Source organism: Mesorhizobium sp. ZC-5 (assembly GCF_025753855.1).
Classification (GTDB): domain Bacteria; phylum Pseudomonadota; class Alphaproteobacteria; order Rhizobiales; family Rhizobiaceae; genus Neomesorhizobium.
In genome coordinates this window covers 61,382-87,158 of record NZ_JAOWPT010000009.1, presented here as the reverse complement: position 1 = coordinate 87,158, position 25,777 = coordinate 61,382, and the positions used below count along the sequence as shown (strand labels likewise).

General features: G+C 61.5%; 22 protein-coding genes. 13 read left to right on the top strand and 9 right to left on the bottom strand.

All coding sequences use genetic code 11. From position 1 onward, the window contains the following. Nucleotides 1-2 precede the first annotated feature (2 nt). The 3 genes from OHD58_RS21320 (at nt 3) to OHD58_RS21310 (ending at nt 3,809) form a co-directional block, all read left to right on the top strand. Nucleotides 3-743 (top strand): ribonuclease activity regulator RraA, encoded by a 741-nt coding sequence (locus tag OHD58_RS21320; protein WP_263805454.1) that lies wholly within the window; start codon nt 3-5, stop codon nt 741-743. A gap of 249 nt (nt 744-992) precedes the next feature. After that, the gene (locus tag OHD58_RS21315; RefSeq protein WP_412177270.1) at nt 993-2,024 is read left to right on the top strand and encodes a GlxA family transcriptional regulator; all 1,032 of its coding nucleotides are present in this window, start codon (nt 993-995) and stop codon (nt 2,022-2,024) included. A 144-nt stretch (nt 2,025-2,168) separates the two neighbouring features. Then, nucleotides 2,169-3,809, top strand: coding sequence for an ABC transporter substrate-binding protein (locus tag OHD58_RS21310; protein WP_263805452.1), 1,641 nt, complete (start codon nt 2,169-2,171; stop codon nt 3,807-3,809). A gap of 139 nt (nt 3,810-3,948) precedes the next feature. Here the strand turns inward: OHD58_RS21310 and phnE (OHD58_RS21305) are convergent, their stop codons facing one another. Genes phnE (OHD58_RS21305) through OHD58_RS21285 form a run of 5 tightly spaced genes read right to left on the bottom strand, consistent with a single transcriptional unit; the run spans nt 3,949 to nt 8,538 of the window. Then, on the bottom strand, nt 3,949-4,794 hold the full coding sequence (gene phnE, locus OHD58_RS21305) for a phosphonate ABC transporter, permease protein PhnE (RefSeq protein ID WP_263805451.1): 846 nt from the start codon (nt 4,792-4,794) through the stop codon (nt 3,949-3,951). Nucleotides 4,795-4,804: 10 nt separating this feature from the next. Next, nucleotides 4,805-5,632, bottom strand: a complete 828-nt coding sequence (phnE, locus tag OHD58_RS21300; protein ID WP_263805450.1) for a phosphonate ABC transporter, permease protein PhnE — start codon at nt 5,630-5,632, stop codon at nt 4,805-4,807. After that, nucleotides 5,632-6,453, bottom strand: a complete 822-nt coding sequence (gene phnC / locus OHD58_RS21295) for a phosphonate ABC transporter ATP-binding protein (RefSeq protein ID WP_263805449.1) — start codon at nt 6,451-6,453, stop codon at nt 5,632-5,634. The genes phnE (OHD58_RS21300) and phnC overlap by 1 nt, the downstream gene beginning before the upstream one ends. After that, nucleotides 6,450-7,361, bottom strand: a complete 912-nt coding sequence (locus OHD58_RS21290; RefSeq protein WP_263805448.1) for a phosphate/phosphite/phosphonate ABC transporter substrate-binding protein — start codon at nt 7,359-7,361, stop codon at nt 6,450-6,452. The genes phnC and OHD58_RS21290 overlap by 4 nt, the downstream gene beginning before the upstream one ends. A gap of 55 nt (nt 7,362-7,416) precedes the next feature. Next, a complete protein-coding gene (locus OHD58_RS21285) occupies nt 7,417-8,538 on the bottom strand; it encodes a phosphonoacetaldehyde reductase (protein WP_263805447.1) in 1,122 nt (373 codons plus the stop codon). Between the two features lie 94 nt (nt 8,539-8,632). Between OHD58_RS21285 and OHD58_RS21280 the strand changes: the two genes are divergently transcribed. Continuing rightward, nucleotides 8,633-9,493 carry a LysR substrate-binding domain-containing protein gene (locus OHD58_RS21280; protein WP_263805445.1) on the top strand — a complete coding sequence of 287 codons (861 nt, stop codon included), beginning with the start codon at nt 8,633-8,635 and terminating at the stop codon, nt 9,491-9,493. On the opposite strand, the gene OHD58_RS21275 is transcribed toward OHD58_RS21280, so the two are convergent. Next, nucleotides 9,494-10,366 (bottom strand): LysR substrate-binding domain-containing protein, encoded by an 873-nt coding sequence (locus OHD58_RS21275; protein ID WP_263805444.1) that lies wholly within the window; start codon nt 10,364-10,366, stop codon nt 9,494-9,496. Between the two features lie 120 nt (nt 10,367-10,486). On the opposite strand from OHD58_RS21275, the gene OHD58_RS21270 reads away from it, so the two are divergent. From OHD58_RS21270 to OHD58_RS21230, 9 genes are all read left to right on the top strand, one after another. Beyond that, entirely contained in the window at nt 10,487-12,154 is a 1,668-nt protein-coding gene (locus OHD58_RS21270) for a Na/Pi cotransporter family protein (protein ID WP_263805442.1), read from the top strand. Nucleotides 12,155-12,256: 102 nt separating this feature from the next. Beyond that, nucleotides 12,257-13,462, top strand: a complete 1,206-nt coding sequence (locus tag OHD58_RS21265; protein WP_263805441.1) for a 2-aminoethylphosphonate--pyruvate transaminase — start codon at nt 12,257-12,259, stop codon at nt 13,460-13,462. Nucleotides 13,463-13,602: 140 nt separating this feature from the next. Beyond that, complete coding sequence (gene phnA, locus OHD58_RS21260) at nt 13,603-14,865, top strand: phosphonoacetate hydrolase (RefSeq protein WP_263805440.1); 1,263 nt, start codon at nt 13,603-13,605, stop codon at nt 14,863-14,865. Nucleotides 14,866-14,876: 11 nt separating this feature from the next. Next, nucleotides 14,877-16,331 carry a phosphonoacetaldehyde dehydrogenase gene (phnY, locus tag OHD58_RS21255; protein ID WP_263805439.1) on the top strand — a complete coding sequence of 485 codons (1,455 nt, stop codon included), beginning with the start codon at nt 14,877-14,879 and terminating at the stop codon, nt 16,329-16,331. A 5-nt stretch (nt 16,332-16,336) separates the two neighbouring features. Next, nucleotides 16,337-17,446, top strand: coding sequence for a TIGR03364 family FAD-dependent oxidoreductase (locus tag OHD58_RS21250; RefSeq protein WP_263805438.1), 1,110 nt, complete (start codon nt 16,337-16,339; stop codon nt 17,444-17,446). 117 nt (nt 17,447-17,563) lie between these two features. Further along, nucleotides 17,564-18,289 carry an EamA family transporter gene (locus OHD58_RS21245; protein WP_263805437.1) on the top strand — a complete coding sequence of 242 codons (726 nt, stop codon included), beginning with the start codon at nt 17,564-17,566 and terminating at the stop codon, nt 18,287-18,289. A 186-nt stretch (nt 18,290-18,475) separates the two neighbouring features. Continuing rightward, a complete protein-coding gene (locus tag OHD58_RS21240; protein WP_263805436.1) occupies nt 18,476-19,498 on the top strand; it encodes a putative 2-aminoethylphosphonate ABC transporter substrate-binding protein in 1,023 nt (340 codons plus the stop codon). 143 nt (nt 19,499-19,641) lie between these two features. After that, the gene (locus tag OHD58_RS21235; RefSeq protein ID WP_263805435.1) at nt 19,642-20,748 is read left to right on the top strand and encodes a putative 2-aminoethylphosphonate ABC transporter ATP-binding protein; all 1,107 of its coding nucleotides are present in this window, start codon (nt 19,642-19,644) and stop codon (nt 20,746-20,748) included. A 1-nt stretch (nt 20,749) separates the two neighbouring features. Continuing rightward, nucleotides 20,750-22,756, top strand: coding sequence for a putative 2-aminoethylphosphonate ABC transporter permease subunit (locus OHD58_RS21230; protein ID WP_263805434.1), 2,007 nt, complete (start codon nt 20,750-20,752; stop codon nt 22,754-22,756). A 91-nt stretch (nt 22,757-22,847) separates the two neighbouring features. Here OHD58_RS21230 and OHD58_RS21225 read toward each other — a convergent pair whose 3' ends face one another. From OHD58_RS21225 to OHD58_RS21215, 3 genes are read right to left on the bottom strand one after another with little or no spacing between them, the layout of a single operon-like run. After that, a complete protein-coding gene (locus tag OHD58_RS21225) occupies nt 22,848-23,939 on the bottom strand; it encodes an ABC transporter ATP-binding protein (RefSeq protein WP_263805433.1) in 1,092 nt (363 codons plus the stop codon). Next, nucleotides 23,936-24,727: an ABC transporter permease gene (locus OHD58_RS21220; RefSeq protein WP_263805432.1), complete on the bottom strand. Its 792-nt coding sequence runs from the start codon at nt 24,725-24,727 to the stop codon at nt 23,936-23,938. The genes OHD58_RS21225 and OHD58_RS21220 overlap by 4 nt, the downstream gene beginning before the upstream one ends. Further along, the gene (locus OHD58_RS21215) at nt 24,724-25,710 is read right to left on the bottom strand and encodes an ABC transporter permease (protein ID WP_263805431.1); all 987 of its coding nucleotides are present in this window, start codon (nt 25,708-25,710) and stop codon (nt 24,724-24,726) included. Before OHD58_RS21215 ends, OHD58_RS21220 begins: the two co-directional genes overlap by 4 nt. Nucleotides 25,711-25,777 lie beyond the last annotated feature (67 nt).

Here is a 25,777-nt window from a genome sequence, read left to right as displayed (position 1 = left end):
CTATGACGCATACACCTGACATCGTTCGCCCGGCAAAGGACTTGATCGACGCATTGAAAGATATCGGTTCGGCCACCGTCGCCGGCACACTGGGCCACATGGGCATCCGCAACCCGCACATTCAGGGGCCGGTAAGCTGGAACAAGGGCAAGTCGATCGTCGGCCCGGCGCTCACCTTACAATTCATGCCCAAGCGCGAAGACCTCTACGGCGAGGGCGAATACGCCGATCCCGAAAAGCAGCTTCATCGCCATGTGCTCTACCACGTGCAGGAAGGCGATGTCGTCGTCGTCGACGCACGCGGCGACATGACAGCCGGCGTCTTCGGCGACATGATGTCCACTTATTTCAAGGGGCGCGGCGGTGCTGGCATGGTCATTGACGGCTGCCTACGTGACTACCCCAATCTGAAGAAACTTGACCTGCCGCTCTGGTTGCGCGGCTGGACGCCCAACTTCCACACCCAGACCGGGCTGATGCCCTTCGCGGTCAATGTCCCGATCGCCTGCGGCGGCGTCACCGTCATCCCTGGCGACATCATCGTCGCCGACGACGACGGTGCCGTCGTCCTTCCCATCGCCCTTGCGCCGCAGGTCGTCGAAACCGCGAAGGTTCATCATGAGTGGGAAGATTTCTCCCGCATGAAACTGATGCAGGGTGCTCCGCTGCAGCGCTACTATCCGCTGCACGACGATGCACGCGGAGAATATGAGGAGTGGCGCAAGACGGCTCCGTTGCCATAATCGGGCGGGGAGCACGATGACCCCCGGAGCGACGGTTCTCGCAAACCGTCCCTTCGCCTTCGGCCATGCCGGCCTTGACTCCGCAACGGCGGCGATGGAGGACTGGCTCGATTCAACTATTCGCTAGCTCCAAGCCTTAGGAGATGCGATCGGGAGTGGTAGACACAATGCGCCGGTCATATGCGCTTCGACTGGCACGCTAGGTTTGAGGCATCTTGTCCCGCTTCTATCGCAAGCATGGAGACGCGAATGCCAATCGCGAAACCTCAACCGGCCCTTACGCAGAATAGTCCACCTCCCCGGACATCCCGCAAACCATTGAGTTTTGCAGTACTCATATTTCCCGGTTTTCCGTTGATGGCGTTCAGCTCGGTCATCGAGCCCTTGCGCGCCGCGAACATCCTTTCGGGCGAGCTTTGCTATAAATGGACGACGGTCGGCGCTTCCGCCGGGAAGATTGTTGCCTCGAACGGCATCGCGATCGAACCCGATTTCGATGTTCGCGACGCACCCTTGGCAGACCGCATCGTGGTGTGCTCCGGCGGAGATGCGGACCATATCGTTTCGGACGATGCCGTCGCCTGGCTCAGAAGGAACCTCCGCGCGGGCGCGGATATCGGCGCGGTAGCTGACGCGGCGTTCTTCCTGGCACGTGCCGGCTTGCTGGAAGGTCATGCCTGCACGCTGCATTGGACGAGCCAGCCAGCCTTTCACGAGGCGTTTCCCGATCTCGACATGCGGCATGATCTTTACGTCATCGACCGAAGACGTTTCACCTCCGCTGGCGGTATCGGCAGCCTCGACATGATGCTTGAGATGATCGCCGGGGACTGCGGCCCGGAATTGGCTTCAGGCGTGGCCGAATGGTACGTGCACAGCCCCCTGCGCTCGGGCGTCGACCGGCGCATGATGCCGCTGCGCCTGCGGACAGGAATACGCGACGAGCTTGTTCTCGCCGCGGTCGCGATTATGGAGGACAGCGTGGAGCAGCGCCTGCGCATGACGACACTCTCCACGCGCCTCAAGGTCTCGTCTGATAAACTGGAGCGCGCGTTCCGGTCGGAACTGAAAACCGTGCCCAGCATCTATTACCGGAACTTGAGGCTGCGCAGGGCGGCGGATCTGCTGACGCATTCGACGCTGAGGATCGGCGAAGTCGCGCTTTCCTGCGGCTTTGCCAACGCGTCGAGTTTCGCGCGAGCGTTCCGTGAACGATTTGGCCTTCCGCCGAATGAAATTCGGCGCCGAACATCAATCTCCGGGGAAATGCCGCGTACATAGCGGACTTTCGCACCCTATCGCGGAATAATGCACAGGAATTGCGGATTTGAGAACGCGATGCGTCGCCGGCTCGAATTATCTTTTTCCTGAGTAACCGCTCCAAGACGATCTGTCCTATGATCGCGGACCGAACAGGGAGAAATCATGAGCAAGTTCATGTTGACCGACAGAACCCTGCATCCGCGGGCCGCGCCAGTCGCGGATAGCTTCAGGGGCGGCAAGATGAACAGGCGCGAGTACCTTGCAACGATGGCCGCCTTTGGCGTCAGCGCTGCAGGCGCCCTCGCCCTCGGCGGCATTGTTCCCACCATCGCAGCCGCGCAGGAGCCGAAAAAAGGTGGCGTTCTTCGCGTGGCAATGAACGTCAAGGGATGGCGTGATCCGCGCACATTTGACGGCGTTGAGATGTCGAACGTCGCCCGGCACTGCAACGAGTATCTCGTCCGCTGGAACCGCGACTTCACGTTCGAGCCATGGCTGCTCGAAGGATGGGAGACGAGCGACGATGCCAAGACGCTCACGCTGAAGGTCCGTCAGGGGATCGTCTGGTCGAATGGTGATGCATTCAATGCCGACGATGTGATCCATAACCTGAACCGGTGGTGCGACGCGGCGGTGGAAGGCAATTCCGTGGCGGGACGCATGGGCGCGCTTGTCGATCCCGCCACCAAGAAGACGGTCGAAGGCGGGATCGAGCGAGTCGACGACAATACGGTGCGGCTCAATCTGCCGCAGCCGGATATTTCGCTGATCGCCGGCATGGCCGACTATCCAGCCCTCATCATGCATCGCAGCTATGATGGCGACACCGATCCCATGAAGGCGCTGGCGATCACCACCGGCCCATGCGAACTGGTCCGCTGGGATGTGGAGACCGCCGCGGAAGTCCGCCGCAAGGACAAGTGGTGGAAGGGTGACTTCCTGCTGGATGGAATCCAGTGGCAGGACTACGGTTCCGATCCGAACCCCATGTTTTCAGCCTTCGAGTCCGGCGAGATCGACACCAATCACGAAACCTCGGCCGACACGCTCTCGCAGGCCGAGGCGATCGGACTGGCCAGTTCGGAAATCGCCACGGGCTCGACGATCGTGGCGCGGTTCAACGTGGCGAACGCACCCTATGACGACGTCAAGGTACGGCGGGCAGCGCAGCTTGCCGTCGACAACGGCGCCGTGCTTGCGATTGCGCTTGCCGGCAAGGGCAGCGCCGCCGAAAATCACCATGTCGGCCCTATGCATCCCGAATATGCCGACATCGGCCCGCATACCCGGGACGTCGAGCAGGCGAAGGCGCTGCTTTCGGACGCGGGCAAATCCGACTTCGAATACGAGCTCATCTCGGTCGATGTCGAGTGGCAGAAGTCGAGCGCGGATGCCATTGCCGCACAGATGCGCGAGGCCGGACTGAACGTCAAACGCACGGTGCTGCCGGCTTCGACATTCTGGAACGACTGGAACAAATATCCCTTCTCCTGCACGGAATGGCTCGGGCGTCCGCTCGGCGTTCAGGTGCTTGCGCTGGCGTACAAGTCAGGTGGGGCCTGGAATGAAAGCGCATACAGAGATCCGGAGTTCGACGCGCTGCTGGACAAGGCGCTCGCCACGCCGGACGCGGAGGAACGCCGCAAGTTCATGGCCGATATTGAAAAGAACCTGCGTGAATCCGGCATCATCATCCAGCCCTACTGGCGGTCCGTCTACCGGACCTATCGGCAAGGCGTACATGGCGTCGAACAGCACCAGTCGCTCGAACAGCATTTCGAGAAGGCCTGGCTCGAAGCCTAGGCGAAGCGAAAGGATTGCATTTACAAGCGCCCGGCATCCAGGCGCTCCATCAAACCAGGTCGGCGTCAAACTAATTCGGCGCTGGTTCCTTTGTTGCCGGCGGTTGCACGGTCACGACCGCAAAGGATCAGTTCACTTTTCAGCGCATGTTGCCGATCTTCCTGCGCAGCCAGCCGGAACCGATCTCGGCCAGCAGGACGAGCCCGACGATGACCAGCAGGATGGCCGCCACCCGCGTGCTTTCCAGTTGCTGCGTGGTGCGCTTCAGATACCATCCCATGCCGCCGCCGCCGAAGAAGCCGACCACAGTCGCGGCGCGGAAGGCGACGTCCCAGGTGTAGATGGCGATGCCGGTGAAGGCGACGCGCACCTGCGGCAGAACCGCATACTGGAACACCTGCAAGGGGCTCGCGCCAACCGACCGCATGGCTTCGACCGGCCCCATGTCGATCGCCTCCAGTTCGTCGGAGAACAGCTTGCCGGCGAAGCCGATGCAGAACACGGTCAGGGCCAGCGTGCCGGCGAGCATGCCGAAGCCCAGCACCGTGACGAACAGGATGGTCCAGATGGTCTCGTGGATCGAGCGGCTGCCCATGATGGCGAAACGGCCGAGCGGATAGGCGATGCGCCGGCTGACCGTGATGTTGCGGGCTGCGAGCCAGGCAAGCGGGATCGAGAACAGCACGCCGAAAAAGCCGCCGAGCAGCGACATTTCGAGCGTCCGGATGACCGAGCGCACGAAGTCAGCATCCGTGACGTAGTCGAGATCCGGCGGGAAGTAGCGGGTCGCCAGGATTTCGGCGAGCCGCGGGAAGGCACCGAGGATGCGCGACAGGTCGATGTTCAGGAAGGCGACCGACCAGCCGAGGAAAGCGAGGATCGCCAGGATGACGGCGAACCGGATGGTCGACTGCGGATGCCGGTAGCGCGACCATTCGCGCTTCGGAGCCGGGATTGTCGGAATGTCGGTCGCGGTGATAGACATCGTCACTGCCTCAGATCACGGCTTTGCGGGCATAGTGGGAGATGACCTCGCCGATGGCGATCAGCACCAGAACGGCCAGCACCACCAGCGTCACGCCACCATAGTTGAACATCGCCATCTGGCGGAAGAACACGAGACCCAGGCCTCCTGCCCCGACCAGCCCCATGATCGCCGAACGGCGGATGTTGATGTCCCATTCGAAGATGATGGTGCCGATGATCACCGGCAGGATCTGCGGCACGATGCCGTAATACATGACCTGGAACTGGTTGCCGCCAACGGCGCGGATCGCCTCGACCGGCTTCGGATCGATGTTCTCGATCGCCTCGGCGGTGATCTTCGAGATGAAGCCGATCGACCGCATGGCGACTGCAAGGATGCCGGGCAGCGCGCCGAGGCCGACGGCGCCGACGAACAGCAGCGCCCAGATGATCTCGTGGATCGAACGGGAAAGCACCATCAGGAAGCGGCCGAGCGGATAGAAGAAATATTTGCTGGGCGTGACGTTGGCGGCGCCGAACCAGGCAACCGGCAGCGACAGGATGCAGCCCAGCAGGGTGCCGAGCGTCGCCATCATCAGCGTTTCAAGCGCTGGGACGACAAGTTTGGGTAACAGCGACCAATCGACGAAGAAGAAACGCTCGATCGTGCCGACGATGCCGAGCGCCCCGCCCATGCGCTGCCAGTCCGTATCGAACATGATGGTGTCCCAGAAACACCAGCCGAGCAGCGCCACGCCTCCGGCCACCAGCAGCCAGTTGTTGATGCGGCGGTTGCGCTTGTGGGCGAGATAGGCGTCGAACCCGTGCTCGGAGACCGGCGCGTCGATGGTGCTCATCACAGCACTTCCATGGCGTAGATTTCGTCGAGATCCTGCTTGCGCATGCCCTCGGACGGACCGTCGAATTTCTTGTAGCCGTCCTGCATGCCGATGATGCGGTTGCAGGTCTCCAGCGCCAGCTGCACGTCATGGATGTTGCACAGCACCGGCACCTTGAACTCAGCTGCGAGTTCGCGGATCAATCCCATCACGTCGCGCGAGATCTTCGGGTCGAGCGCCGAGGTCGGCTCGTCGAGAAGCAGGATTTCCGGCTTCTGCATCAGCGCACGCGCAATGCCGACGCGCTGGCGCTGGCCGCCCGAAAGGGCGTCGGCGCGCTTGTCGATATGATCGGAAAGACCGACGCGCTCCAGCAGATGCAGCGCCCGGTCTATGTCTTCCTTCGGGAAGGCCTTGAAGAAGGAGCGAAATGCGCCGGTGTAGCCAAGACGGCCCGACAGCACATTGTCCATCACCGACATGCGGTTCACCAGGTTGAATTCCTGGAAGATCATGCCGATGCGGCGGCGCAGGCGGCGCAGGTCCCCGGCGCCCAGCGGCCTCACGGACTGCCCGAACAGGATGATGTCGCCTTCGGTCGGCTCGACCAGCCGGTTGATGCAGCGGATCAGCGTCGATTTGCCGGCGCCGCTCGGCCCGATCACCGCGCAGAAATCGTCGCCGCCGACTGCGAAGTCGATGCCTTTCAGGATTTGCGGACCGCTGGCGGTGTAGCTGACCTTCAGGTTGCGCACTTCGAGGATCGACATCGCCCCTACCGGGTTGGCCGGAAGGCCGCGCTCTGCGCGGCCTTCGGCTATGATCGTCTCGTGTCTCAATTGCCCGCCGCCTTCTCGGCCGCGACCAGCTTGCGGATGATATCGTAGTCGCTGTCCTTCATCGGCACGAACTTTGTCGACTTGATGCCTTCGAAGAAAGGCTTGGCGTCGGGGTTCTCGTTCAAGGTCAGGAAGGCGTCGCGGATCGCTGCCTTGATCGGCTCGCAGAGATCGCCGCGATAGACCATCGGATCCTGCGGAATGATGTCCGACTGCCACAGCACGCGATAGTCTTCCGGCGTCGCGAGGCCGCGGTCGATCACGTTGTCGAGCCGGTGCGTTGCCACGAACGCGTCATCGACGCGCCCCTCCTTGACGGCCAGGGCCGACTGGTCGTGCCCGCCGGTGTAGACGACTTTCGAGAAGTATTTTTCGAGTTCGGGACCGGTGCCGATCTTGTCGCCGAAGACCATGCGCGGCAACAGGTTGCCGGAAGTACTGGCTGGGTCGGCGAGACCAACCACTGAGCCTTTCAGCGACTCGATGCTGTCGAACTTGGAGTCGGCCTTGACCAGAAGCACGGCACGGTAGCCAGGCCCCTCTTCCTGGAAATGGCCCTTGGTCTTGGTATAGGTGGCGAAGACCTCGAGCTTCGGATCCTTCTCCTTGGCGAGCACATAGGAATTCGGGCCATGCACACCGATCTGCACCCAGCCGTTGACCATGCCCTCGATGACGGAGGCGTATGACGTCGGCATGAAGAATTCCACCGGTTTACCGGTCTTCTCCTTCAGCGCAGCGAGCAGCGGCGCGTAGATGTCGAGTTCCTGCGTGGTTTCCTCGGTCGGAATGATCGAGAAGACGAGCTGGTCGGGATCCTTGCATTCCTGCGCGAGCGCACTGGCCGAGTAGCTTATGGATGCACCAGCCGCCATCAGGCTGACGGCGACCATTTTCAAAAGCTTCATCTTTTCCTCCCTGATGAACCATTGATACGAGAAGCCGGACAAGCCGGCCTTTATGCTAGGCTGCGGAAGCCTCCGTCTCCAGTCCGGCCGCAGCGAGCAGCTTTCCCTGCTTGCCTATGAAGTTCTGTCCGCGCTCGCCCTCGAAGGCCTGCGTGATCAACGCGCGCCAGTCATCAACCGAAATGCCGTAGCGGTGGTAGTCGGTCGATATGCCAAGTTTTTCCAGCGTGCCGGCCAGAAAATCAGCCGCGTGGCGTGGCTCGGCCTCAAAGATCGCCTGCAAGCCTTCGGCGCAGATGCCCCCCTCGCCGGCGACGCTGCGGAGGATCATCGGCAATGAGAACGAACAAGCTATGCCATGCGGTACGCCATAGCGGAGCGTGATCGGATAGGAGAGCGAGTGTGCGATTGCCGTCTTGGTGTTGGAGAAGGCGAAGCCGGCCAAGAGTGCTGCGCAGGCCATGCGCTCACGCAATTCGACATTGCGCAAATCGTTGACGAGCAGCGGCAGCGTCGACAGCACGCCGCGAGCCGCCATCACGGCATGAGCGAGCGATACGGGGTTTGAATTGCGGTTCCACAGGCTTTCCAGCGCATGCGACAGCGCGTCGAGGCCAGTCTGCACGGTCAGGTCGCGCGGCTTGCCAAGCATCAGTTCGGGGTCCACGATCGCGAACTCCGGATAAAGGCCGGGATGCGCCAGCGAAAACTTCACGCCGCCGGCGTTGTCCCACACCGTGCCCCAGCAGGTCACTTCGCTGCCCGTACCGGCGGTTGTCGGCACCGCGATGATCGGCGACGGGTGCAGGGTCTCTGCCCCGGCACGCTTCTTCAGATAGGCGTCGATCGCGTCGAAATCGCCGCGAGCAGCAGCGAAGACCTTGGCCGAGTCGATCACCGAGCCGCCGCCAAGCGCGACGATCACCTCTGGTTGACGCGAAAGCCGCGAGAAACGCGCGGTCTGAAGTTTCAACAGTGCAATGTCGGGATTTGGGGCAATGTCATCGATGATGAGTTGCGGCGCACCGGCGGTCTTTTCGAGCGAAGCGGCAAGCGAACGGAAAAATGGTTCGCCATAGGTGACCAGCGCGTAGGTGCGGCCGTTCAACAATTCGCCGAGCTTTGAAAAACTGCCGCGCCCGAAACGGACATCAACCGGGTTGCGATAAGACCACACTGCTGGAATTCCCGTCTTTTTATTGCTGACGGGGGAAGTCTGTCGAACTTCCAATCCATTGACTAATACAAATTTCGGTCGATTATCATTGATCATGGCTATAGTTTTCACCCACCTCCGTTCCTTTCACGCCGTGGCCGAGAATCGTGGTTTCACCGCCGCAGCCAACGCGCTGCGCATCAGCCAGCCGACGGTGACGACACAAGTAAAGGAACTCGAGGAGCGTTACGGCGTGGAGTTGTTGTTGAGGCTCGGCCGCCGGGTCGAACTGACCGAGACGGGTGCGGCGCTGTTCGATATCAGCCGCCGCATCATGAAGTTGCACGAGGAGGCCGACGAACTGCTCCTGAGCAGTGGCAAGTTGACTACCGGGCAACTGCGCATCGCCGCCGTCGGGCCATTCCATGCCACGGAAATGGTCGCGCGCTTCCTGGCTCAGTACCCATCCATCAAGGTCAGCATGCTGCTCGGCAATTCCGACCAGACGCTGGCCCGCATTCTGGAGCTTGAGGCGGATGTGGCAATCCTGGCGCATGTGGTCGAGGATTCCCGCGTCCATTCCATACCCTTCAGCACTCACGAGGTCGTGGTCTTCGTCAACGCTGACCATCCTTGGCATGGACGCAAGCACGTCAGTATCGCCGAGCTTGGCCAACAGCCGCTGATCCTGCGCGAGACTGGTTCGACGACGCGGCGTGCCTTCGAGGCCGCCGCCGAAAAGGCGGGCGTTGCCGTCAAGCCATTCCTGGAGATCGGAAGCCGGGAGGGCGTCTGGAAGGCGGTGGAACGAGGACTCGGCATCGGCGTCGTCGCCGACTTCGAGTTCGTCGCGCACCCACGCCTCGACACGATACGCATCGCCGATGCCGATGTACGCACTGAATACCGCCTCGCCTGCCTGCTGGAGCGGCGGCAATCGCCAAAGATCAACGCGTTTCTGGAAACGGTTCTGTAATCAATCCGCCGACGACAGCTCGCGTGCGACATTCCAGAATGCGCGCACCAGCTTGCCGCCGGAACGCTCGCGCAAGCAGATCAGCGCCTCGTCCATCAGCATCTCCGGCGCATCGATGGCGATCGGCACCAGTCGGCCGTCCTGACCGAACTCGGCTTGCGAGACGAAACCAATGCCGCTGCCCGACGCTACGATCTCCCTGACTGCTTCTCGACCCTCCGCTTCGATGGCAGCCCGAAGCTCGACGCTCTGCTCCTGGGCCATAGCCTCCAGCTTCTGCCGCGTCTTGGAACCGCGCTCGCGCAACACCAGCGGATGCTTCGACAGTTTCGCGAAGCTCATCGATTTCGTGCCGGCGAGCGGATGCGTACGGGCGACGAACGCGATGATCGGCGTCGAATTCAATTTCAGCATGTCGAACTCGCGCCCTTTGGGGATTTCGCCGAGCACGCCGATGTCGGCGTCGTAGGCAAACAGGCTGGTGACCACCGTCTCGGTGTTGCCGGTACGGACGGTGACCTGGATGCCGGGATATTTCTCGCGGAACTTCCCCAGGATGTGCAGCAGGTGATGCGCCGCATCAGCGACAATTCGCAGCGTGCCCGACCGCAGCGCGCGCGATTCCGACAGCAAATCGAGCGCCTGTTGCTCGGTGTCGAACATGCGGTGGGTGATTTCGAGGAGTTGTTGGCCAAAGCCCGTCAGCGTCACCTGCTTCTTGTAGCGATTGAAGAGGAGCACGTCGTACTCCTCCTCGAGCTTGCGCACCTGATCGGAGATCGCCGGCTGGGTCAGGAACAAGGCCTCGGCCGCGCGCGAGAAACCGCCCGAAATGGCGACGTAGTGGAATGCACGAAGCTGAACATAGCGCACTGTGCCGACCCTTCGATAGTTTCAGTCGATAGAAGTATAGAAACTAACGAATTGACTTATGTAAAGGCCGCCCTGATTTTTAGTACCCTTCCGACACAAAGCCTGACACGAGACGCGGCCATGCACTTCTCGCTCATCCTGCTGCATCTCGCGGGTGCAACCCTGTTGCTGCTCTACGCCGTCCATATGGTGCGGACGGGCATGGAGCGTGCGCATGGCACAACGCTGCGGCGGCTGCTCGGCGAGGCCAAACGCGGGCAGTTGAAGGCGGCCGCCGGCGGTACGGCAATGGCAATCATGCTGCAAAGTTCGACGGCGGTGGCGATGCTGGCCTGCGGCTTTGCAGCCAGCGGCGTGCTGGCGCTGCCGGTCGGCCTTTCCCTACTCCTCGGCGCCGACCTTGGCTCGGCGCTGGTGGTCCGGGTGTTGTCCTTCGATCTTGGCTGGCTGGTGCCGGTGTGCCTGTTCGCCGGCGGCGTCATGCACCTCAAGTTACCAGGGCAGAAGGTCAAGGAGACCGGCCGCATGGTACTCGGCATAGGCTTCGTGCTGCTGTCGCTGAAGCTGATCGGCGAGGCGACACATCCGCTGCGCGACAGCGCCCTGCTGCCGACCTTCTCCGCCTATCTGGCCAACGACTACTTCACCGCCTTTCTGATCGGCGCCGCTTTCACCTGGCTGGTACATTCCAGCGTCGCGGCGATCCTGATGGTCGCGGCTTTCGGCGGACAGGGCCTGCTGCCACTCGAGGTTGGCGTACCGCTTGTGCTCGGTGCCAATCTCGGCGGCGGGTTGATCGCGTTCTGGCTGTCGCGTGGCATGCCGCCCGCGGCACAGCGCATCCCTCTCGGCAACCTGTTGTTCCGAGCGATCGGCGCTGTCGCAGCGCTCGCCGCCGTCGAGACATTCGGCCCGCCGATAGAACTTCTCGGTTCCAACCATGGCGTGGCGCTGGTCAACCTGCACGTCGTCTTCAACGCGTGCCTGCTTGTCTGTTCCCTGCCCTTCGCTGGCGCGATGGCGCGGCTGATGCAAGTGCTTCTGCCCAATCCGGCCGCTGAGAAAGGTGGTGGAGACCTGCTTTCCCACCGCGCCAGCGCGCTTGACCGCGCCGTCATCGGCAACCCCAGGTTGGCGCTGGCCAGCGCTACTCGCGAACTGCTGCGCATGGGCGAATTGGTCGAGATCATGGTGCGGCCGGTGATGGAGCTTTTCGCCACCGGCACGCGCGAGGAGATTGTCCGCGTCCGCAAGGTGGACGATGAGGTCAATCGCGCCCATAGCGAGATCAAGCTCTATCTCGCCGAGGTGAACCGCGGCCCAATGACCGCGGCGGAAGCGAGCAAGAGCATCGAACTCACCGACTTTGCAATCAACCTCGAACACGCCGGCGACATCATCGCCAAGAACCTGCTGGTGTTGGCCGACGAGCGGGCCGAACGCAACCTGCACTTTTCGAAAGAAGGCTGGGCGGAACTGACGGAACTGCATGAACGGCTGGTCGAGAACATGCACCTGGCACTCAATGTGCTGGTGTCGAACGACCTGTCGTCGGCGCGGCAGCTCGTTGTCGAAAAGGAACGCATGCGCGTGCTCGAACGTCGCAGCCATGACGGCCACCTGATGCGGCTGCGCTCCGGCACACCGGAGAGTGTCGAGACCAGCGACATGCATCTTGAGGCGGCGCGAGCCTTGAAGGAAATCAATTCGCTGCTGGTCACCGTGGCCTACCCGTTACTGACCGAAAGCGGTGACCTGCTGCAAAGCCGGTTGGCGAAAATAAATTGATCGTTTCAATTTATATATGGATACAAAATAACGATTTTTCAAATGGATTACGAAGAGGCAAAGTCCTGGCTACACCAAGGGTTTGAGCCGGAGGAAACGACAATGCAGACCGGGACAAGTTTTGCGGTTGCCACGGAGGGTTTCGAGCTTCCGGCGCTCGGCGAGCCCTATCTTCTGACGCCTGGCCCGCTGACCACCGCCTATTCCGTCAAGCAGGCGATGCTGCGCGACTGGGGATCATGGGATGGCGACTTCCGCGCCATGACCGCCAACCTGCGCCGCCGTCTGCTGGCGCTCACTGGCGACACGAACAACGAATTCGACTGCGTGCCGATGCAAGGCAGCGGCTCCTTCTGCGTCGAGGCGATGTTGGGCTCGTTCATACCGAAGGACGGTAAGGTGCTTGTGCTGGCCAACGGCGCTTATGGCCTGCGCGCCGCTTCCACCATGCAGTATCTCGGCCGCGCCTACACCTTGATAGACAAGGGCGACTACCTGCCGCCGCGCGGCGACGAGGTTGCCGCCGCGCTCGACGCCGATCCGGCCATCACCCATGTCATCGCCATCCACTGCGAGACCAGTTCCGGCATCCTGAATCCGGTCGCCGAGATCGCTGAGGCTGTCCAAGCCAAGGGCCGCAAGCTCCTGATCGATTCGATGAGCGCTTTTGGCGCCATCCCGCTCGACGTCAACGACATTCGCTACGAGGCGATGGTCTCATCGGCCAACAAATGCATCGAGGGCGTGCCGGGCTTTGGCTTTGTCATCGCCAGGAAGACTGAACTGGAGGCAGCTAAGGACCGCAGCCATTCACTGTCGCTTGACGTGCACGCGCAATGGGCAGCCATGGAAAAGACCGGTCAGTGGCGCTTTACCCCGCCAACCCATGTCGTCGCCGCCTTTCTGGAAGCCTTGCGCATACACGAAGCCGAGGGCGGAGTCGCTGGCCGCGGCGCACGCTATGCAGCCAACCGCGACACCTTGGTCGGCGGCATGCGCGAACTCGGTTTCGAGACTTTGCTGTCCGATCGTTGGCTGTCGCCGATCATCGTCACCTTCTTCTGCCCTGCGCACGAGAACTTCGCCTTCGACCGCTTCTATGAGCTCATGAAAAAGAAGGGCTTCATCATCTACCCCGGCAAGCTGACAGTGGTGGAATCCTTCCGCATCGGCTGCATCGGTCGCATGGATGAACATGTCATGCGCCGCGTTGTCGAGGCAGCCCGCCAGTCGCTGGCGGAGATGGATGTTCCGGACGCCGCGGCGCCGCGCGCCGCACTCGATGAGCGTGCCAAGCTAGCCGCCTGAATGCATAGACACGAGCTATCGTAGAAATTCAGAATAACGATTTGGCAAATGGATCGGTATGATCCAAGGATGCCGGCGAAAGACGAACAGAGGCGGCACGGTTGCAAGACCGGAAACGCCGAAGCCCGAGGAAAGTAGCGATGAACCAGATGTCCCCCGTCACCGTTTCCGTCAATGGACGCAACTACGCCTGGCCGCCCGTGCCGGCGATCGCCATCTGCCTCGACGGCTGCGAACCGGCCTATCTGGAAGAGGCGATCAAGGCCGGCCTGATGCCGGCGCTGGAGAAAATCAAGGCCAAGGGCACGGTGCGCACGGCGCATTCGGTCATTCCGAGCTTCACCAATCCCAACAACCTGTCGATCGCTACCGGCCGCCCGCCGGCGGTGCACGGCATCTGCGGCAACTACCTCTACAACCCGGAAACGGGCGAGGAGGTGATGATGAACGACCCCAAGTTCTTGCGCGCTCCGACCGTGTTCAAGGCGTTCTACGACGCCGGCGCCAAGGTTGCTGTCGTCACCGCCAAGGACAAGCTGCGCGCACTGCTCGGCGACGGACTGAAGTTCGATGAGAACCGGGCCATCTGCTTCTCCTCGGAGAAGTCGGACACCACGACGAAAGCCGAGCACGGTATCGACAACGCTTCTAAATGGCTGGGCAAGCCGGTACCGGAAGTCTATTCGGCCGAATTGTCGGAATTCGTCTTCGCCGCCGGCGTCAAGCTGCTCAAGGAGTTCCGGCCGGACGTCATGTACCTGACCACGACCGACTACGTGCAGCACAAATATGCGCCGGGCGTGAAGAAGGCCAACGACTTCTACGAAATGTTCGACAAGTATCTCGCCGAACTTGACGCGGCTGGCGCGGCCATTGTCGTCACCGCCGACCATGGCATGAAGCCCAAGCACAAGGCCGACGGCTCCCCTGATGTCGTCTACGCCCAGGACCTGCTCGACGAATGGCTGGGCAAGGATGTCGGCCGGGTGATCCTGCCGATCACCGACCCCTATGTCGTGCATCACGGAGCCCTGGGCTCCTTCGCTACCGCATACCTCCCCAAGGGCGCCAACCGCGACGATATCATGGCCCGCCTGCGCAAGATCAAGGGCATCGATCTCGTGCTCGGCCGGGAGGAAGCCTGCCGCCGCTTCGAACTGCCGGAAGATCGCATTGGCGACATCGTGATGCTCTCGACCGAGAACAAGACCATCGGCACCAGCGAGCATCGCCACAATCTGGCCGCCCTCAACGAACCGCTGCGTTCGCATGGCGGCCTGACCGAGCAGGCCGTGCCCTTCATCACCAATCGGGTTCTGCCCGACCAGCCAGATGCGCCTAACCTGCGCAACTTCGATGCCTTCTACTACGCGGTCATGGCCGCGGCGCAGCCTGAGAATTGAGGACGACCGCCATGACCAAGGCCGAGACATCCATCAAGGTCCGCCACGAACCGATGCGCATCGCCGGCAGGAAGGTCGATGCTGACGGCGTCGTCGAGGTTCGTTATCCGTGGAACGATACGGTGGCCGGCACTGTACCCGCGGGTGGAGCCGAACATGCGCGCCAGGCCTTCGAGGTCGCGGCGAACTACAAGTCGAAACTGACGCGCTACGAGCGTCAGAAAATCCTGCTCAGAACGGCGGAACTGCTGAACGCCCGCAAGGAGGAGATCTCCGACCTCGTCACGCTGGAGCTCGGCATTTCCAAGCAGGACTCGCTCTACGAAGTCGGCCGTGCCTTCGACGTATTCACTTTGTCCGGCCAGATGTGCATCCAGGACGATGGGCAGATTTTCTCTTGCGACCTCACCCCACACGGCAAACAGCGCAAGATCTTCACCATGCGCGAGCCGCTCAAGGCGATCTCGGCAATCACCCCCTTCAACCATCCCCTCAACATGGTGTCGCACAAGGTGGCGCCGGCCATCGCCACCAACAATTGCGTCGTCGTCAAGCCAACCGAACTGACGCCGATGACAGCCCTGATCCTCGCTGACATCCTCTACGAAGCCGGTCTTCCTCCCGAAATGCTTTCGGTCGTCACCGGCTGGCCGAAGGATATCGGCGACGAGATGATCACAAATCCGAACATCGATTTGATCACCTTCACCGGCGGTGTCCCGGTCGGCAAGCTGATCGCCTCCAAGGCGGGCTACAGGCGTCAGGTTCTGGAGCTCGGCGGCAACGACCCGCTGATCATACTCAACGACCTCTCCGACGACGACCTCGCCAAGGCGGCGGATCTCGCGGTAGCCGGCGCAACCAAGAACTCCGGACAGCGCTGCACGGCGGTGAAGCGCATCCTCGTGCAGGAGAAGGTGGCTGACCGCTTCGTGCCGCTGGTTCTGGAGAAGGCGAAGAAGCTACGCTTCGGCGACCCGATGGACCGCTCGACCGATCTCGGCACCGTGGTGCACGAGCGCGCCGCAAAACTGTTCGAGGACCGCGTGCATATGGCAGCTGAACAGGGCGCCGAGATCCTCTACCATCCCGGCCGCCAAAGCGCACTGCTGCCGCCGATCGTCGTCGACCGCGTGCCGCATGCTTCTGAACTGGTGATGGAAGAGACGTTCGGGCCGATCGTGCCGATTATCCGCGCGCCCGACGACGACGACGCGCTGATCGCGCTGTCGAACTCGACCGCCTTCGGCCTGTCGTCGGGCGTCTGCACCAACGACTTCCGCCGCATGCAAAAGTACATCGCTGGCTTGCAAGTCGGCACCGTCAACATCTGGGAAGTGCCAGGTTACCGCATCGAGATGAGCCCGTTCGGCGGCATCAAGGACAGCGGCAACGGCTACAAGGAAGGTGTCATCGAGGCGATGAAGTCCTTCACCAATGTGAAGACTTTCTCGCTGCCCTGGTGATCTGAATGCAGTACGATCTGGCGGTTGTCGGGGCCGGCATTGTCGGTCTCGCCCACGCACTCGCGGCGGCGGAGCGCGGCCTGAGTGTCGTCGTCATCGACCGCGACGCACAAGCCAATGGCGCCTCGATCCGCAACTTCGGCCTCGTCGTCGTTACCGGCCAGGAGCCGGGACCGTCGTTGCGGCGGGCCAAACGGTCGCGCGAGGTGTGGTTAAAGGTTGCTCCAGCGGCCGGCATCAACATCCTGCATCGCGGCAAGCTGGTGGCTGCGCAACGGCCAGAGGCGCTAGCTCTGCTCGAAGCCTTCAAGGCCGGACCGGATGGCCAGGACTGCAGGCTGCTGAGCCGTGCCGAGACAGTCGCCGAGCAACCCGGAATTGATGGTGCGAAGATCGTCGGTGGCCTGTTTAGCCCGCATGAACTCCGCGTTGAATCGCGCGAGGCGCTGCCGAAGTTGGCGGCATTCCTTGCCGATCGCCATGGCGTTGCATTCATGCGCGGAGCCGCCGTGTCGAGTATCGCGCCGCCGATGGTGGAAACCAGCCACGGCCCTGTACGCGCGGCGAAGATCGTCGTCTGCCCGGGCGACGATCTTGCCACGCTTTATCCGGACCGCATCGCACGCTACGGCGTCCGGCGCTGCAAGCTGCAGATGATGCGGCTTGCCGACCCCGGCTTCCGATTCCGGTCGGCGCTGGTTTCGGACCTCAGCCTGCTGCGCTACGGCGGCTATTCTGCGCTGCCCGAAGCTGCTTTCCTGCGGCACCGGCTGACCGAGGATTGCCCCCTCGCCCTCGACAACGGCGTCCACCTGATCGTCGTGCAAAGCGCCGACGGCTCGCTGGTCGTCGGCGACTCGCATCACTACGGCCAGACGCCGGACCCCTTTGCCTCGGACGAAGTTGATGGGCTCATCCTCAACGAGTTCGCCGCCTTGTTCAGCCGGATACCAGACGTACTCGCACGCTGGACCGGCACCTATGCATCGGCGCCTGAGGCTGGTTTCTGCGACGTCCCGCACGAAGACGTCCGCCTCGTCATGGTTACCAGCGGGACTGGCGCCAGCACCGGTTTCGCCATCGGCGAGGAAACCATTGACGATTTGTTCCGCTAGCTGATGTCGGCAACAGCCCTTTCGATCGTCCTTTTCGCGGCTCTTCTCCACGCGACGTGGAATGCGCTTGTCAAAGCTGCACCGGATCGAGCACTGACGCTTGCCGCCGTTTCCGGCATGCATGCGCTGGCCGGCATTATCCTGATCGTGATCTCGGAGCCGCCTGCCACTGCAAGCTGGCCGTCCATCTTCGCCTCGACGGTCATTCACTACGCCTACTATCTGCTGCTCTTCCAGGCTTATCGGCTGGGCGACCTCAGTCAGGTCTATCCGATCTCGCGTGGCATGGCGCCGGCGCTTGTCGCGGTGGGTACCTATTTGATGATCGGCGAGAGCCTTTCCCCGCTCGGCTGGGCGGGACTTGGCCTGGTCACTGCCGGTATTGGTTTGCTGGCCATGCAGCGCGGCGCCGGTCACGCGGACAGCAAGGCGATCGTGGTAGCGGCGCTGCTTGGCCTCAGCATTGCTGCCTATTCCGTCGCAGATGGAATTGGCGTGCGGTACTCCGGCAGTCCCACCGGATATATGGGATGGCTTTTCCTGTTCGAGTCTCCGGTGACTCTGGCCATCCTCGCGGACCGTCGGCGCGCAGGCATTCCGATCAATTGGAGAATCGTCGGAATAGGGTTGATCGGCGGGCTTTTCGCCGTGACTGCTTATGGACTCGTGCTCTACGCGAAGACCATTGCCCATATCGGAGCGGTCTCCGCGATAAGAGAATCGAGCGTCATCATCGCCGCGTTGATCGGCGTGATCGTGTTTCGTGAAAGGCCGTGGTTCGGGCGTGTTCTCGCCGCAGTGGTAGTCGCCGTGGGAGTCGTGACCTTGGCCGGTTTTGGTTAGCATCACAGCGTCAAACATGCATCGGTGAAACTAATGACTGTATCGAATAAATAGATTTTACTTATCTTACCCGCAAACCCAAGGTGACCCATGGACGATGCCCGCTTGCGACAGGCCGGTGGCCGCGAAGCGGCTCTTTCGTCCCAGTGCATCGCAGAATGTACCAATCCAATGGGGAACCCGATCATGAAATCTCGTAGTCCGGCCGTACTCGCCGCCTTCGCCGTAACGCTTCTCTCTTCCTCGGCGTTCGCCGAAACAACACTGACGGTCTACACCTCCGTCGAAGCGGTCGACCTCGACCGCTACAAGCAGACCTTCGAAGCGGCCAACCCCGACATCAAGATCAATTGGGTGCGCGACTCCACTGGCGTCATGACCGCCAAGCTGCTGGCCGAAAAGGACAACCCACAAGCTGACGTGGTGTGGGGCGTCGCGGCAACATCGCTGTTGCTGCTCAAGGGCGAAGGCATGCTCGAGCCCTACGCTCCAGCCGGCGTTGAGAAGCTCGATCAGAAGTTCGTCGACAGCGCCAACCCGCCGGCCTGGGTAGGCATGGACGCCTACGTCGCCGCGCTCTGCTACAACACCGTCGAGGCTGAAAAACTCGGCCTGACGCCGCCGAAGAGTTGGGCCGACCTCACCAAGCCCGAATATAAGGGCCATGTCGTGATGCCTAACCCCAACTCGTCGGGCACCGGCTTCCTCGACGTTTCGGCCTGGATCCAGATCATGGGCGAGGAAGCCGCCTGGAAATATATGGACGGCCTGCATGAGAACATCGCCGCCTACACCCATTCCGGCTCGAAGCCATGCAAGATGGCGGCTTCCGGTGAAACGGTAATCGGCGTCTCCTTCGAGTTCCCGGGTGCCAAGGCCAAGCAGGGCGGCGCACCGATCGACATCATTTTCCCGTCGGAAGGCTCCGGCTGGGAGGCCGAAGCGACCGCCATCATCGCCGGCACCGCCAACCTCGAAGCCGCCCAGAAGCTGGTAGACTGGTCGATTTCGAAGGAAGCCAACGAGATGTATAATGTCGGTTATGCGGTCGTCGCCTATCCCGGCGTTGCCAAGCCCATCGAGCATCTGCCGGATGATGTGGCCTCCAAGATGATCAAGAACGACTTCGAGTGGGCTGCCAACAATCGGGCCGCGATCCTGGCCGAATGGGCCAAGCGCTACGACGGCAAGTCCGAGCCGAAGTCCTGACAGCCTGATGTCATTGCGGGTGCCGTCAACGCGGCGCCTGCTTTGCAAAGAAGGCAGCGGATTCATCGTGAACCTTGATCGGATTTGCCATGAAGCATGAGAGCATTTCGGGCCGCGTGGCCGCTCCGCTGGGAGACATTGCGATGCAGGACGCCGCAACAAAGCCGGCCTATCTGCAAATCGATGGTCTTTGGAAAGCATTTGGCGAGTTCGTTGCCCTGCGCAACATCTCGCTATCGATCCGCGAGGGTGAATTCGTTTGCTTCCTCGGCCCTTCGGGTTGCGGCAAGACCACATTGTTGCGCGCGATCGCCGGCCTCGACCTGCAAAGCCGCGGCACGATCCATCAGGCGGGCAAGGACATCTCCACCCTGCCCCCATCGCAGCGCGACTACGGCATCGTCTTCCAGTCCTACGCGCTGTTCCCCAACCTGACCATCGAAAAGAACATCGCCTTCGGGTTGGAGAACACCAAACGTCCGCGCGCCGAAATAGACAACCGTGTCAAGGAACTGCTTGCTCTCGTCGGCCTTTCCTCGCAGGCAAAGAAATATCCGGCGCAGCTTTCCGGCGGCCAGCAGCAGCGCATCGCGCTCGCCCGCGCCATTGCCATCTCACCGGGTCTGCTGCTGCTTGACGAACCGCTGTCGGCGCTCGATGCCAAGGTGCGTGTGCACCTGCGGCACGAGATCAAGGAGCTGCAGCGCAAGCTTGGCGTCACCACGATCATGGTGACGCACGATCAGGAGGAAGCGTTGTCGATGGCCGACCGCATCGTGGTAATGAACCATGGCGTCATTGACCAGGTCGGCACGCCGACAGAGATCTACCGGCATCCGAAGACGCTGTTCGTTGCCGACTTCATCGGCGAAACCAATCAGTTTCCGGTCAGGATCGCCGGACGATCGAAAGTGGCACTCGACGCAACGGATCTGGCCTGCGCCCCGCACGACCTGCCGGAAGGCAGTGAAGCAACCGCCGTGATCCGACCGGTCGATATCATTCCGCATGGCAACAGCACGTCTGAAAGCATCGGCACGCCCGAGAACCTCATCGACGTGAAGGTCGAGAAAATGGAATTTCTCGGCGCCTTCTGGCGCTGCCGTCTATCGTCTGCGCGGTTCGGCGGCCGCATCCTCATCGCGGACTTCTCGATCAATGCGGTCCGGCGCTTAGGTATCGAAATTGGCGGCGCGATGCAGGTCGAACTGCCAAGCGAGCGCGTGCTGGTCTTTCCAGGGAACAGCTGAGATGACCGCCCTCGCCCTTCCCGCTGGCCGGGCGCCGCGTCAGTCGGTCTCGCGTGACGATCTCGTCAAGCGCGGGCTTATGGTCGCGATCTCGCTCTACCTCGTGCTGTCGCTCGCTGCGCCTCTCTACGTCATGCTGTCGAAGTCACTCTCGACCTACCGCTTCGACTTGACCCAGTTCGAGTTCCAAGTCAGCGACGAGACCGCCACAGTCTGGAGCAAACCGAAGACGGCCGCGGCTCTCAACGCCGAGCTCTCAGCACTGGCACCCGAAGATTTGCGCGCCGGTTCAGACAGCCGGCTGGCAACGACGAAATTCTTCAAGGATTTCTCCTTCCGCAGCCCGGTGAAATATCGAATGCGTGGAACGGTGGAAGATGCCCGATGGCTGGTAGGGTCGGCACCCGGCGGCGGCACGGAATGGCAGGAGTTCGATTCCAACAGCTTCCGGCGCATCATGCTCAGGCCGACGCAATCCTTCGGCCTCGACAACTTCGTTGCCTATTTCTCGACGCCGTCGCTATCCATCTCGATCCGCAATTCGGCGCTTATGGCGACGATCAGCACGGCGATCACCATCGCGGTTGCCTTCGGCCTTGCTTATGCGCTCAACCGCTCCCGTATGTCGTTCAAGGGCTTGTTCCGGCTGGTGACCGTGATCCCGATCCTGGTACCGTCGCTGCTGCCCGGCATCGCGTTGGTCTATCTCTTCGGCAATCAGGGCCTGCTGAAGCCGATTATGATGGGCTATTCGATCTACGGCCCGATCGGCATCGTCATCGGCTCCGTCTTCTTCACCCTGCCGCACGCTTTCCTCATCATCTCGACGGCGCTGTCGGTTGCCGACGCCCGCCACTACGAGGCAGCCACCTCGCTGCGCGCCTCGAAATGGCGCACCTTCTGGACCGTCACCGTGCCCGGTGCCCGCTTCGGCCTGATCTCGGCGGCCTTCGTCGTCTTCACGCTGGTCATCACCGATTTCGGCCTGCCCAAGGTGATCGGCGGGCAGTACAACATGCTGGCCGTCGACATCTACAAGCAGGTCATCGGCCAACAGAATTTCGAGATGGGCGCGGTGGTCTCGGTCATCCTGCTCATCCCCGCCATCATCGCCTTCGCGGTCGACCGCATCGTCCAACGCCGGCAGGTGGCGCTTCTGTCGGCGCGCTCGGTGCCTTATCAGCCGAAGCCGAACCGGCGCTTCGACATGCTGTGCCTCGCCTGGTGCTCGGTGGTGGCAGTCTTCCTCGTCGGCATCATCGGCATCTGCCAGCTGGCGGCGCTGGTGAAGCTGTGGCCCTACGACATGAGCCTCAGCCTGAAGAATTACGCCTTCGACCTGATGGACGGCGGCGGTTGGGCCTCCTATGCGAATTCGATCAGGCTGGCGCTGTTGACGGCCTTCTTCGGCACCATCGTCGTCTTCACCGGCGCCTATATGGTTGAGAAGACACAAGGATTTTCGGCTGGCCGCTCGGCGTTCCACTTTCTCGCCATGCTGCCGATGGCGGTGCCGGGAATGGTGCTTGGGCTGGCCTACATCTTCTTCTTCAACAATCCGGCAAACCCGCTCAGCCCGATCTACGGCACGATGACGATCCTCGTCATCTGCACGGTGACGCACTTCTACACCGTCTCGCATCTCACCGCGCTGACGGCGCTGAAGCAGATGGATGCAGAGTTCGAGCCGGTCGCCGCCTCGCTCAAGCAGCCGTTCCAGAAACTGTTCTTCCGGGTTACCGTCCCGGTTTGCCTGCCGGCCATCCTCGACATCTCGATCTATCTGTTCGTCAACGCCATGACGACGGTGTCGGCAGTCGTGTTCCTCTACTCGACCGAGACGCAACTTGCGTCGGTCGCCGTGCTCAACATGGATGATGCCGGCGACATAGCACCGGCTGCTGCCATGGGCATGATGATCTTCTACACCAATGTCGTTGCCCGGCTAATTCATGCGGGGGTCTCTGGATTGCTTCTGTCCCGCACGCAACGCTGGCGCGACCGCTAGCCTGGATCACCAACGGCCGCTATCCGCGGAATTGTCCTGACATCACGCGGCCGCTTCCGGCAGCGCCTTAAACATCAACTGGATAGGCGTTCTAAGCTTGGAGGATCGAAAGGTGGCTGACGTCCCAGTTCACCCAGAGGCGGTCGTCCCGGATGCGGCTGGCATCCCCCGGATCAAGATACGCCTTGAGCAGCGCACCCTCGCCGGTATCGCCTACTCGAATATCGACGGAAGTGCGGCTGCCCTTGAAGAGCCGGTTTACTACGCGCCCTTCGATCGCATTGCTGTTGGCGGGTTTTTGCGGATGGCACAGTACATTCTCGAGACGCAATGATGCCGTAACCTTGGAGCCTTCGGTGGGGCGGTGCCCGTGCGCGGCGCCATGAATATCAACGCCGTTCCAGTTGATCAGAACGGAGCCATTTTCCATGCCGCGCACCGTCCCGCTAATGAGGTTGGTCTCGCCGATGAATTCGGCGACAAACCGGCTTTGCGGACGGAAATAGAGATCCTCGGGCGTACCGTCCTGCTCGACCTTGCCGCCGTTCATGACGATGATCCGATCGGACATGGTCAACGCCTCCTCCTGGTCGTGGGTGACGAAAACAAAGGTTTTTCCGGTGCGCTTCTGGATATCCTTGAGTTCGACCTGCACCTGCCCCCTGAGTTTTGCATCGAGCGCGCCTAGCGGCTCATCCAGCAGCAGGAGCTTCGGGTCGGGAGCCAGGGCCCGCGCCAGCGCCACACGCTGACGCTGGCCGCCGGAAAGCTGGTCGGGCGTGCGGTCGCGAAAACCTCCGAGCTGAAGGAACTCCAGCAACTCCCGGGTCCGGGCATCAATTTCCGCCTTTGTCTTGCCCTTGAGTTCCAGGCCGAAGGCGATGTTCTGACCGACGGTCATATGCGGGAAAAGCGCGTAATCCTGAAACACCATGTTGACGTTGCGCCGGTTAGGCGGCAGTCGGGTGACGTCTGCACCGTCAAGGATGATGCGCCCTTCAGTGGGGATTTCGAACCCACCCAGCACACGAAGCGTCGTTGTCTTGCCGCAGCCCGACGGGCCTAGGAACGTCACGAATTCGCCAGCCCGGATTTTGAGGTCGAGGCCATCGACCGCGGCCACGTTGCCGAATCTCTTCGTCATGTTTTCGATATGGACGATGGTTTGCGCGTCGTGGCTCATACAGAGGTCCCCTTGTTCATCCTACGCATCGAGCGCTCAGCCCAGATGCCCAAGATGGCCGTGATGACAAGCACTACGGTCGAGATGGCGTTGATCTCCGGCGACATGCCCGAGCGCAACTTGGCGAAGATCAGCACCGGCAGGGTCGGCTGATAGCTGCCCAGGAAGAAGGAGCGGACGAAATCGTCGAAGCTCAACAGCATGCAGAATACGCCGGCACCGATCAGCGCCGGCTTGAGATAAGGCAATGTGACACGCGAAAACGCGACGAGCTGGTCAGCGCCGAGATCACGCGCCGCTTCGATATGGCTTTTGGGCAGCGTGGCGAGGCGCGCCATAACCACGAGGGCGACGAACGGCACATTGTGGATGGTGTGCCCGAGAATGATCGCCGCCATGCCCGTGTCGATCTGCAGGAACTGGATATAAATCCGCAGGGAAATCGCGGAAATGATACCCGGGATGACGGCCGGCATGCAGGCCAGCGCAAAGACGAGAAGCTTGCCGCGGAACTTGTGGGGGCCGAGGAATGCGGCGATCCAGGTACCGATTACCAGGGAAAGAAATGTCGTGGAAAGCGCGATCGCCATCGTATAGCCGAATGCGCCCAACACCTCCGCGCTGCGGAATATTTCCGAATACCAGTCGAGCGTCCAGCCGCGGATCGGAAAGCCGATGAATTTGGAATCCTTGAAACCCATGGTGACCATCAGCACCAGCGGCACGAAAAGGTAGACGACGAACGCCCAGTAGATCACCGACATCAGGATGCGGGTGTTTCTGCTCATTGCATCAATCCCCGTCCGCTGCGGCCCATCAGCTTGAGGAAAACCCCTGTGATTGCCAGCGCACTGATCAGCATGATGGTGGAGAAGGCTGCACCCGTCGGCCATTGATCGCCAGCGACGTGGAAGAAGCCCGCGATCGTTTCGGCAAAGACGGTCGTGCTCGGCCCACCAAGCAGCACAGGCGCGGCGTAGTATCCGGTCGAAATCAGGAAAACCAGGGTGCAGCCGGAAGCGATACCTTCCTTGGAAAGCGGTAGTGTAACCCTCCTGAAGCGCGTCCAGGCGCCAGCGCCAAGGTCGGCGGCGGCCTCCAGGTAGGTGTTGGGAATCTTTTCCAGCGCCGAATAGAGCGGCAGCAGCATATAAAGCGCGGTCAGATAGACGATGCCGACGCCGAGTGAGAAACTCGTGTACATGAACGGGATAGGTCGCTCGATCAGTCCCAGTGACTTCAGCACGAGGTTCACCGCACCATTGTTGCCGAGCAGGATCATAATGGCATAGGTGCGCACGATTTCGCCGACCCAGAACGGGATCAAAAGCAGAAGCAGGAACAGCAACTGATTGCTGCGCTTCACATGCTTGGCCAGGAAATACGCAACCGGATAGGTGATGATCAGCGTCGCAACCGTGAATACGACCGAATAGGCCAGCGTTCGGAAATACGGGACGATAAAGATACTTTCGGCGAAGAAATTGTTCCAGTTGCTCAGTGTAAGTTGCGGCTGGTAGCCGGCCATCGGCGGGTAGGAATCGAGGAAACTGATCCTGACCATCTGCAGGATCGGCCCGACATTGGCGAACAATATCCAGAGTATGGGAACGCTTGCCAGAAGCAGGAATTGCCTGCGTTGGCTCTTGAACAACAAACCGGTGGCTGAGCCATAAGCGCCGTTGGCCATAACGGCGCCCCAGAAGCTGCGCCGCGTCGAAAGCGGCACTGTGTCCCGTTCATCGGCGCGCTGCGTATCGGTCTGTATCATCAAACATTCCTGTCTGCCCGGCTGCTGGCTACCGGAAGCCAAGTTACAGGCGAGACCGGCCATGTAC

What these genes read in the sequence shown, in the direction of transcription:
- OHD58_RS21320 (WP_263805454.1), top strand. Translation starts at nt 3, where the DNA reads ATGACGCATACACCTGACATCGTTCGCCCGGCAAAGGACTTGATCGAC.
- OHD58_RS21315 (WP_412177270.1), top strand. Translation starts at nt 993, where the DNA reads ATGCCAATCGCGAAACCTCAACCGGCCCTTACGCAGAATAGTCCACCT.
- OHD58_RS21310 (WP_263805452.1), top strand. Translation starts at nt 2,169, where the DNA reads ATGAGCAAGTTCATGTTGACCGACAGAACCCTGCATCCGCGGGCCGCG.
- phnE (WP_263805451.1), bottom strand. Translation starts at nt 4,794, where the DNA reads ATGTCTATCACCGCGACCGACATTCCGACAATCCCGGCTCCGAAGCGC.
- phnE (WP_263805450.1), bottom strand. Translation starts at nt 5,632, where the DNA reads ATGAGCACCATCGACGCGCCGGTCTCCGAGCACGGGTTCGACGCCTAT.
- OHD58_RS21290 (WP_263805448.1), bottom strand. Translation starts at nt 7,361, where the DNA reads ATGAAGCTTTTGAAAATGGTCGCCGTCAGCCTGATGGCGGCTGGTGCA.
- OHD58_RS21280 (WP_263805445.1), top strand. Translation starts at nt 8,633, where the DNA reads ATGGCTATAGTTTTCACCCACCTCCGTTCCTTTCACGCCGTGGCCGAG.
- OHD58_RS21270 (WP_263805442.1), top strand. Translation starts at nt 10,487, where the DNA reads ATGCACTTCTCGCTCATCCTGCTGCATCTCGCGGGTGCAACCCTGTTG.
- OHD58_RS21265 (WP_263805441.1), top strand. Translation starts at nt 12,257, where the DNA reads ATGCAGACCGGGACAAGTTTTGCGGTTGCCACGGAGGGTTTCGAGCTT.
- phnA (WP_263805440.1), top strand. Translation starts at nt 13,603, where the DNA reads ATGAACCAGATGTCCCCCGTCACCGTTTCCGTCAATGGACGCAACTAC.
- phnY (WP_263805439.1), top strand. Translation starts at nt 14,877, where the DNA reads ATGACCAAGGCCGAGACATCCATCAAGGTCCGCCACGAACCGATGCGC.
- OHD58_RS21250 (WP_263805438.1), top strand. Translation starts at nt 16,337, where the DNA reads ATGCAGTACGATCTGGCGGTTGTCGGGGCCGGCATTGTCGGTCTCGCC.
- OHD58_RS21245 (WP_263805437.1), top strand. Translation starts at nt 17,564, where the DNA reads ATGCATGCGCTGGCCGGCATTATCCTGATCGTGATCTCGGAGCCGCCT.
- OHD58_RS21240 (WP_263805436.1), top strand. Translation starts at nt 18,476, where the DNA reads ATGAAATCTCGTAGTCCGGCCGTACTCGCCGCCTTCGCCGTAACGCTT.
- OHD58_RS21235 (WP_263805435.1), top strand. Translation starts at nt 19,642, where the DNA reads ATGCAGGACGCCGCAACAAAGCCGGCCTATCTGCAAATCGATGGTCTT.
- OHD58_RS21230 (WP_263805434.1), top strand. Translation starts at nt 20,750, where the DNA reads ATGACCGCCCTCGCCCTTCCCGCTGGCCGGGCGCCGCGTCAGTCGGTC.
- OHD58_RS21225 (WP_263805433.1), bottom strand. Translation starts at nt 23,939, where the DNA reads ATGAGCCACGACGCGCAAACCATCGTCCATATCGAAAACATGACGAAG.
- OHD58_RS21220 (WP_263805432.1), bottom strand. Translation starts at nt 24,727, where the DNA reads ATGAGCAGAAACACCCGCATCCTGATGTCGGTGATCTACTGGGCGTTC.
- OHD58_RS21215 (WP_263805431.1), bottom strand. Translation starts at nt 25,710, where the DNA reads ATGATACAGACCGATACGCAGCGCGCCGATGAACGGGACACAGTGCCG.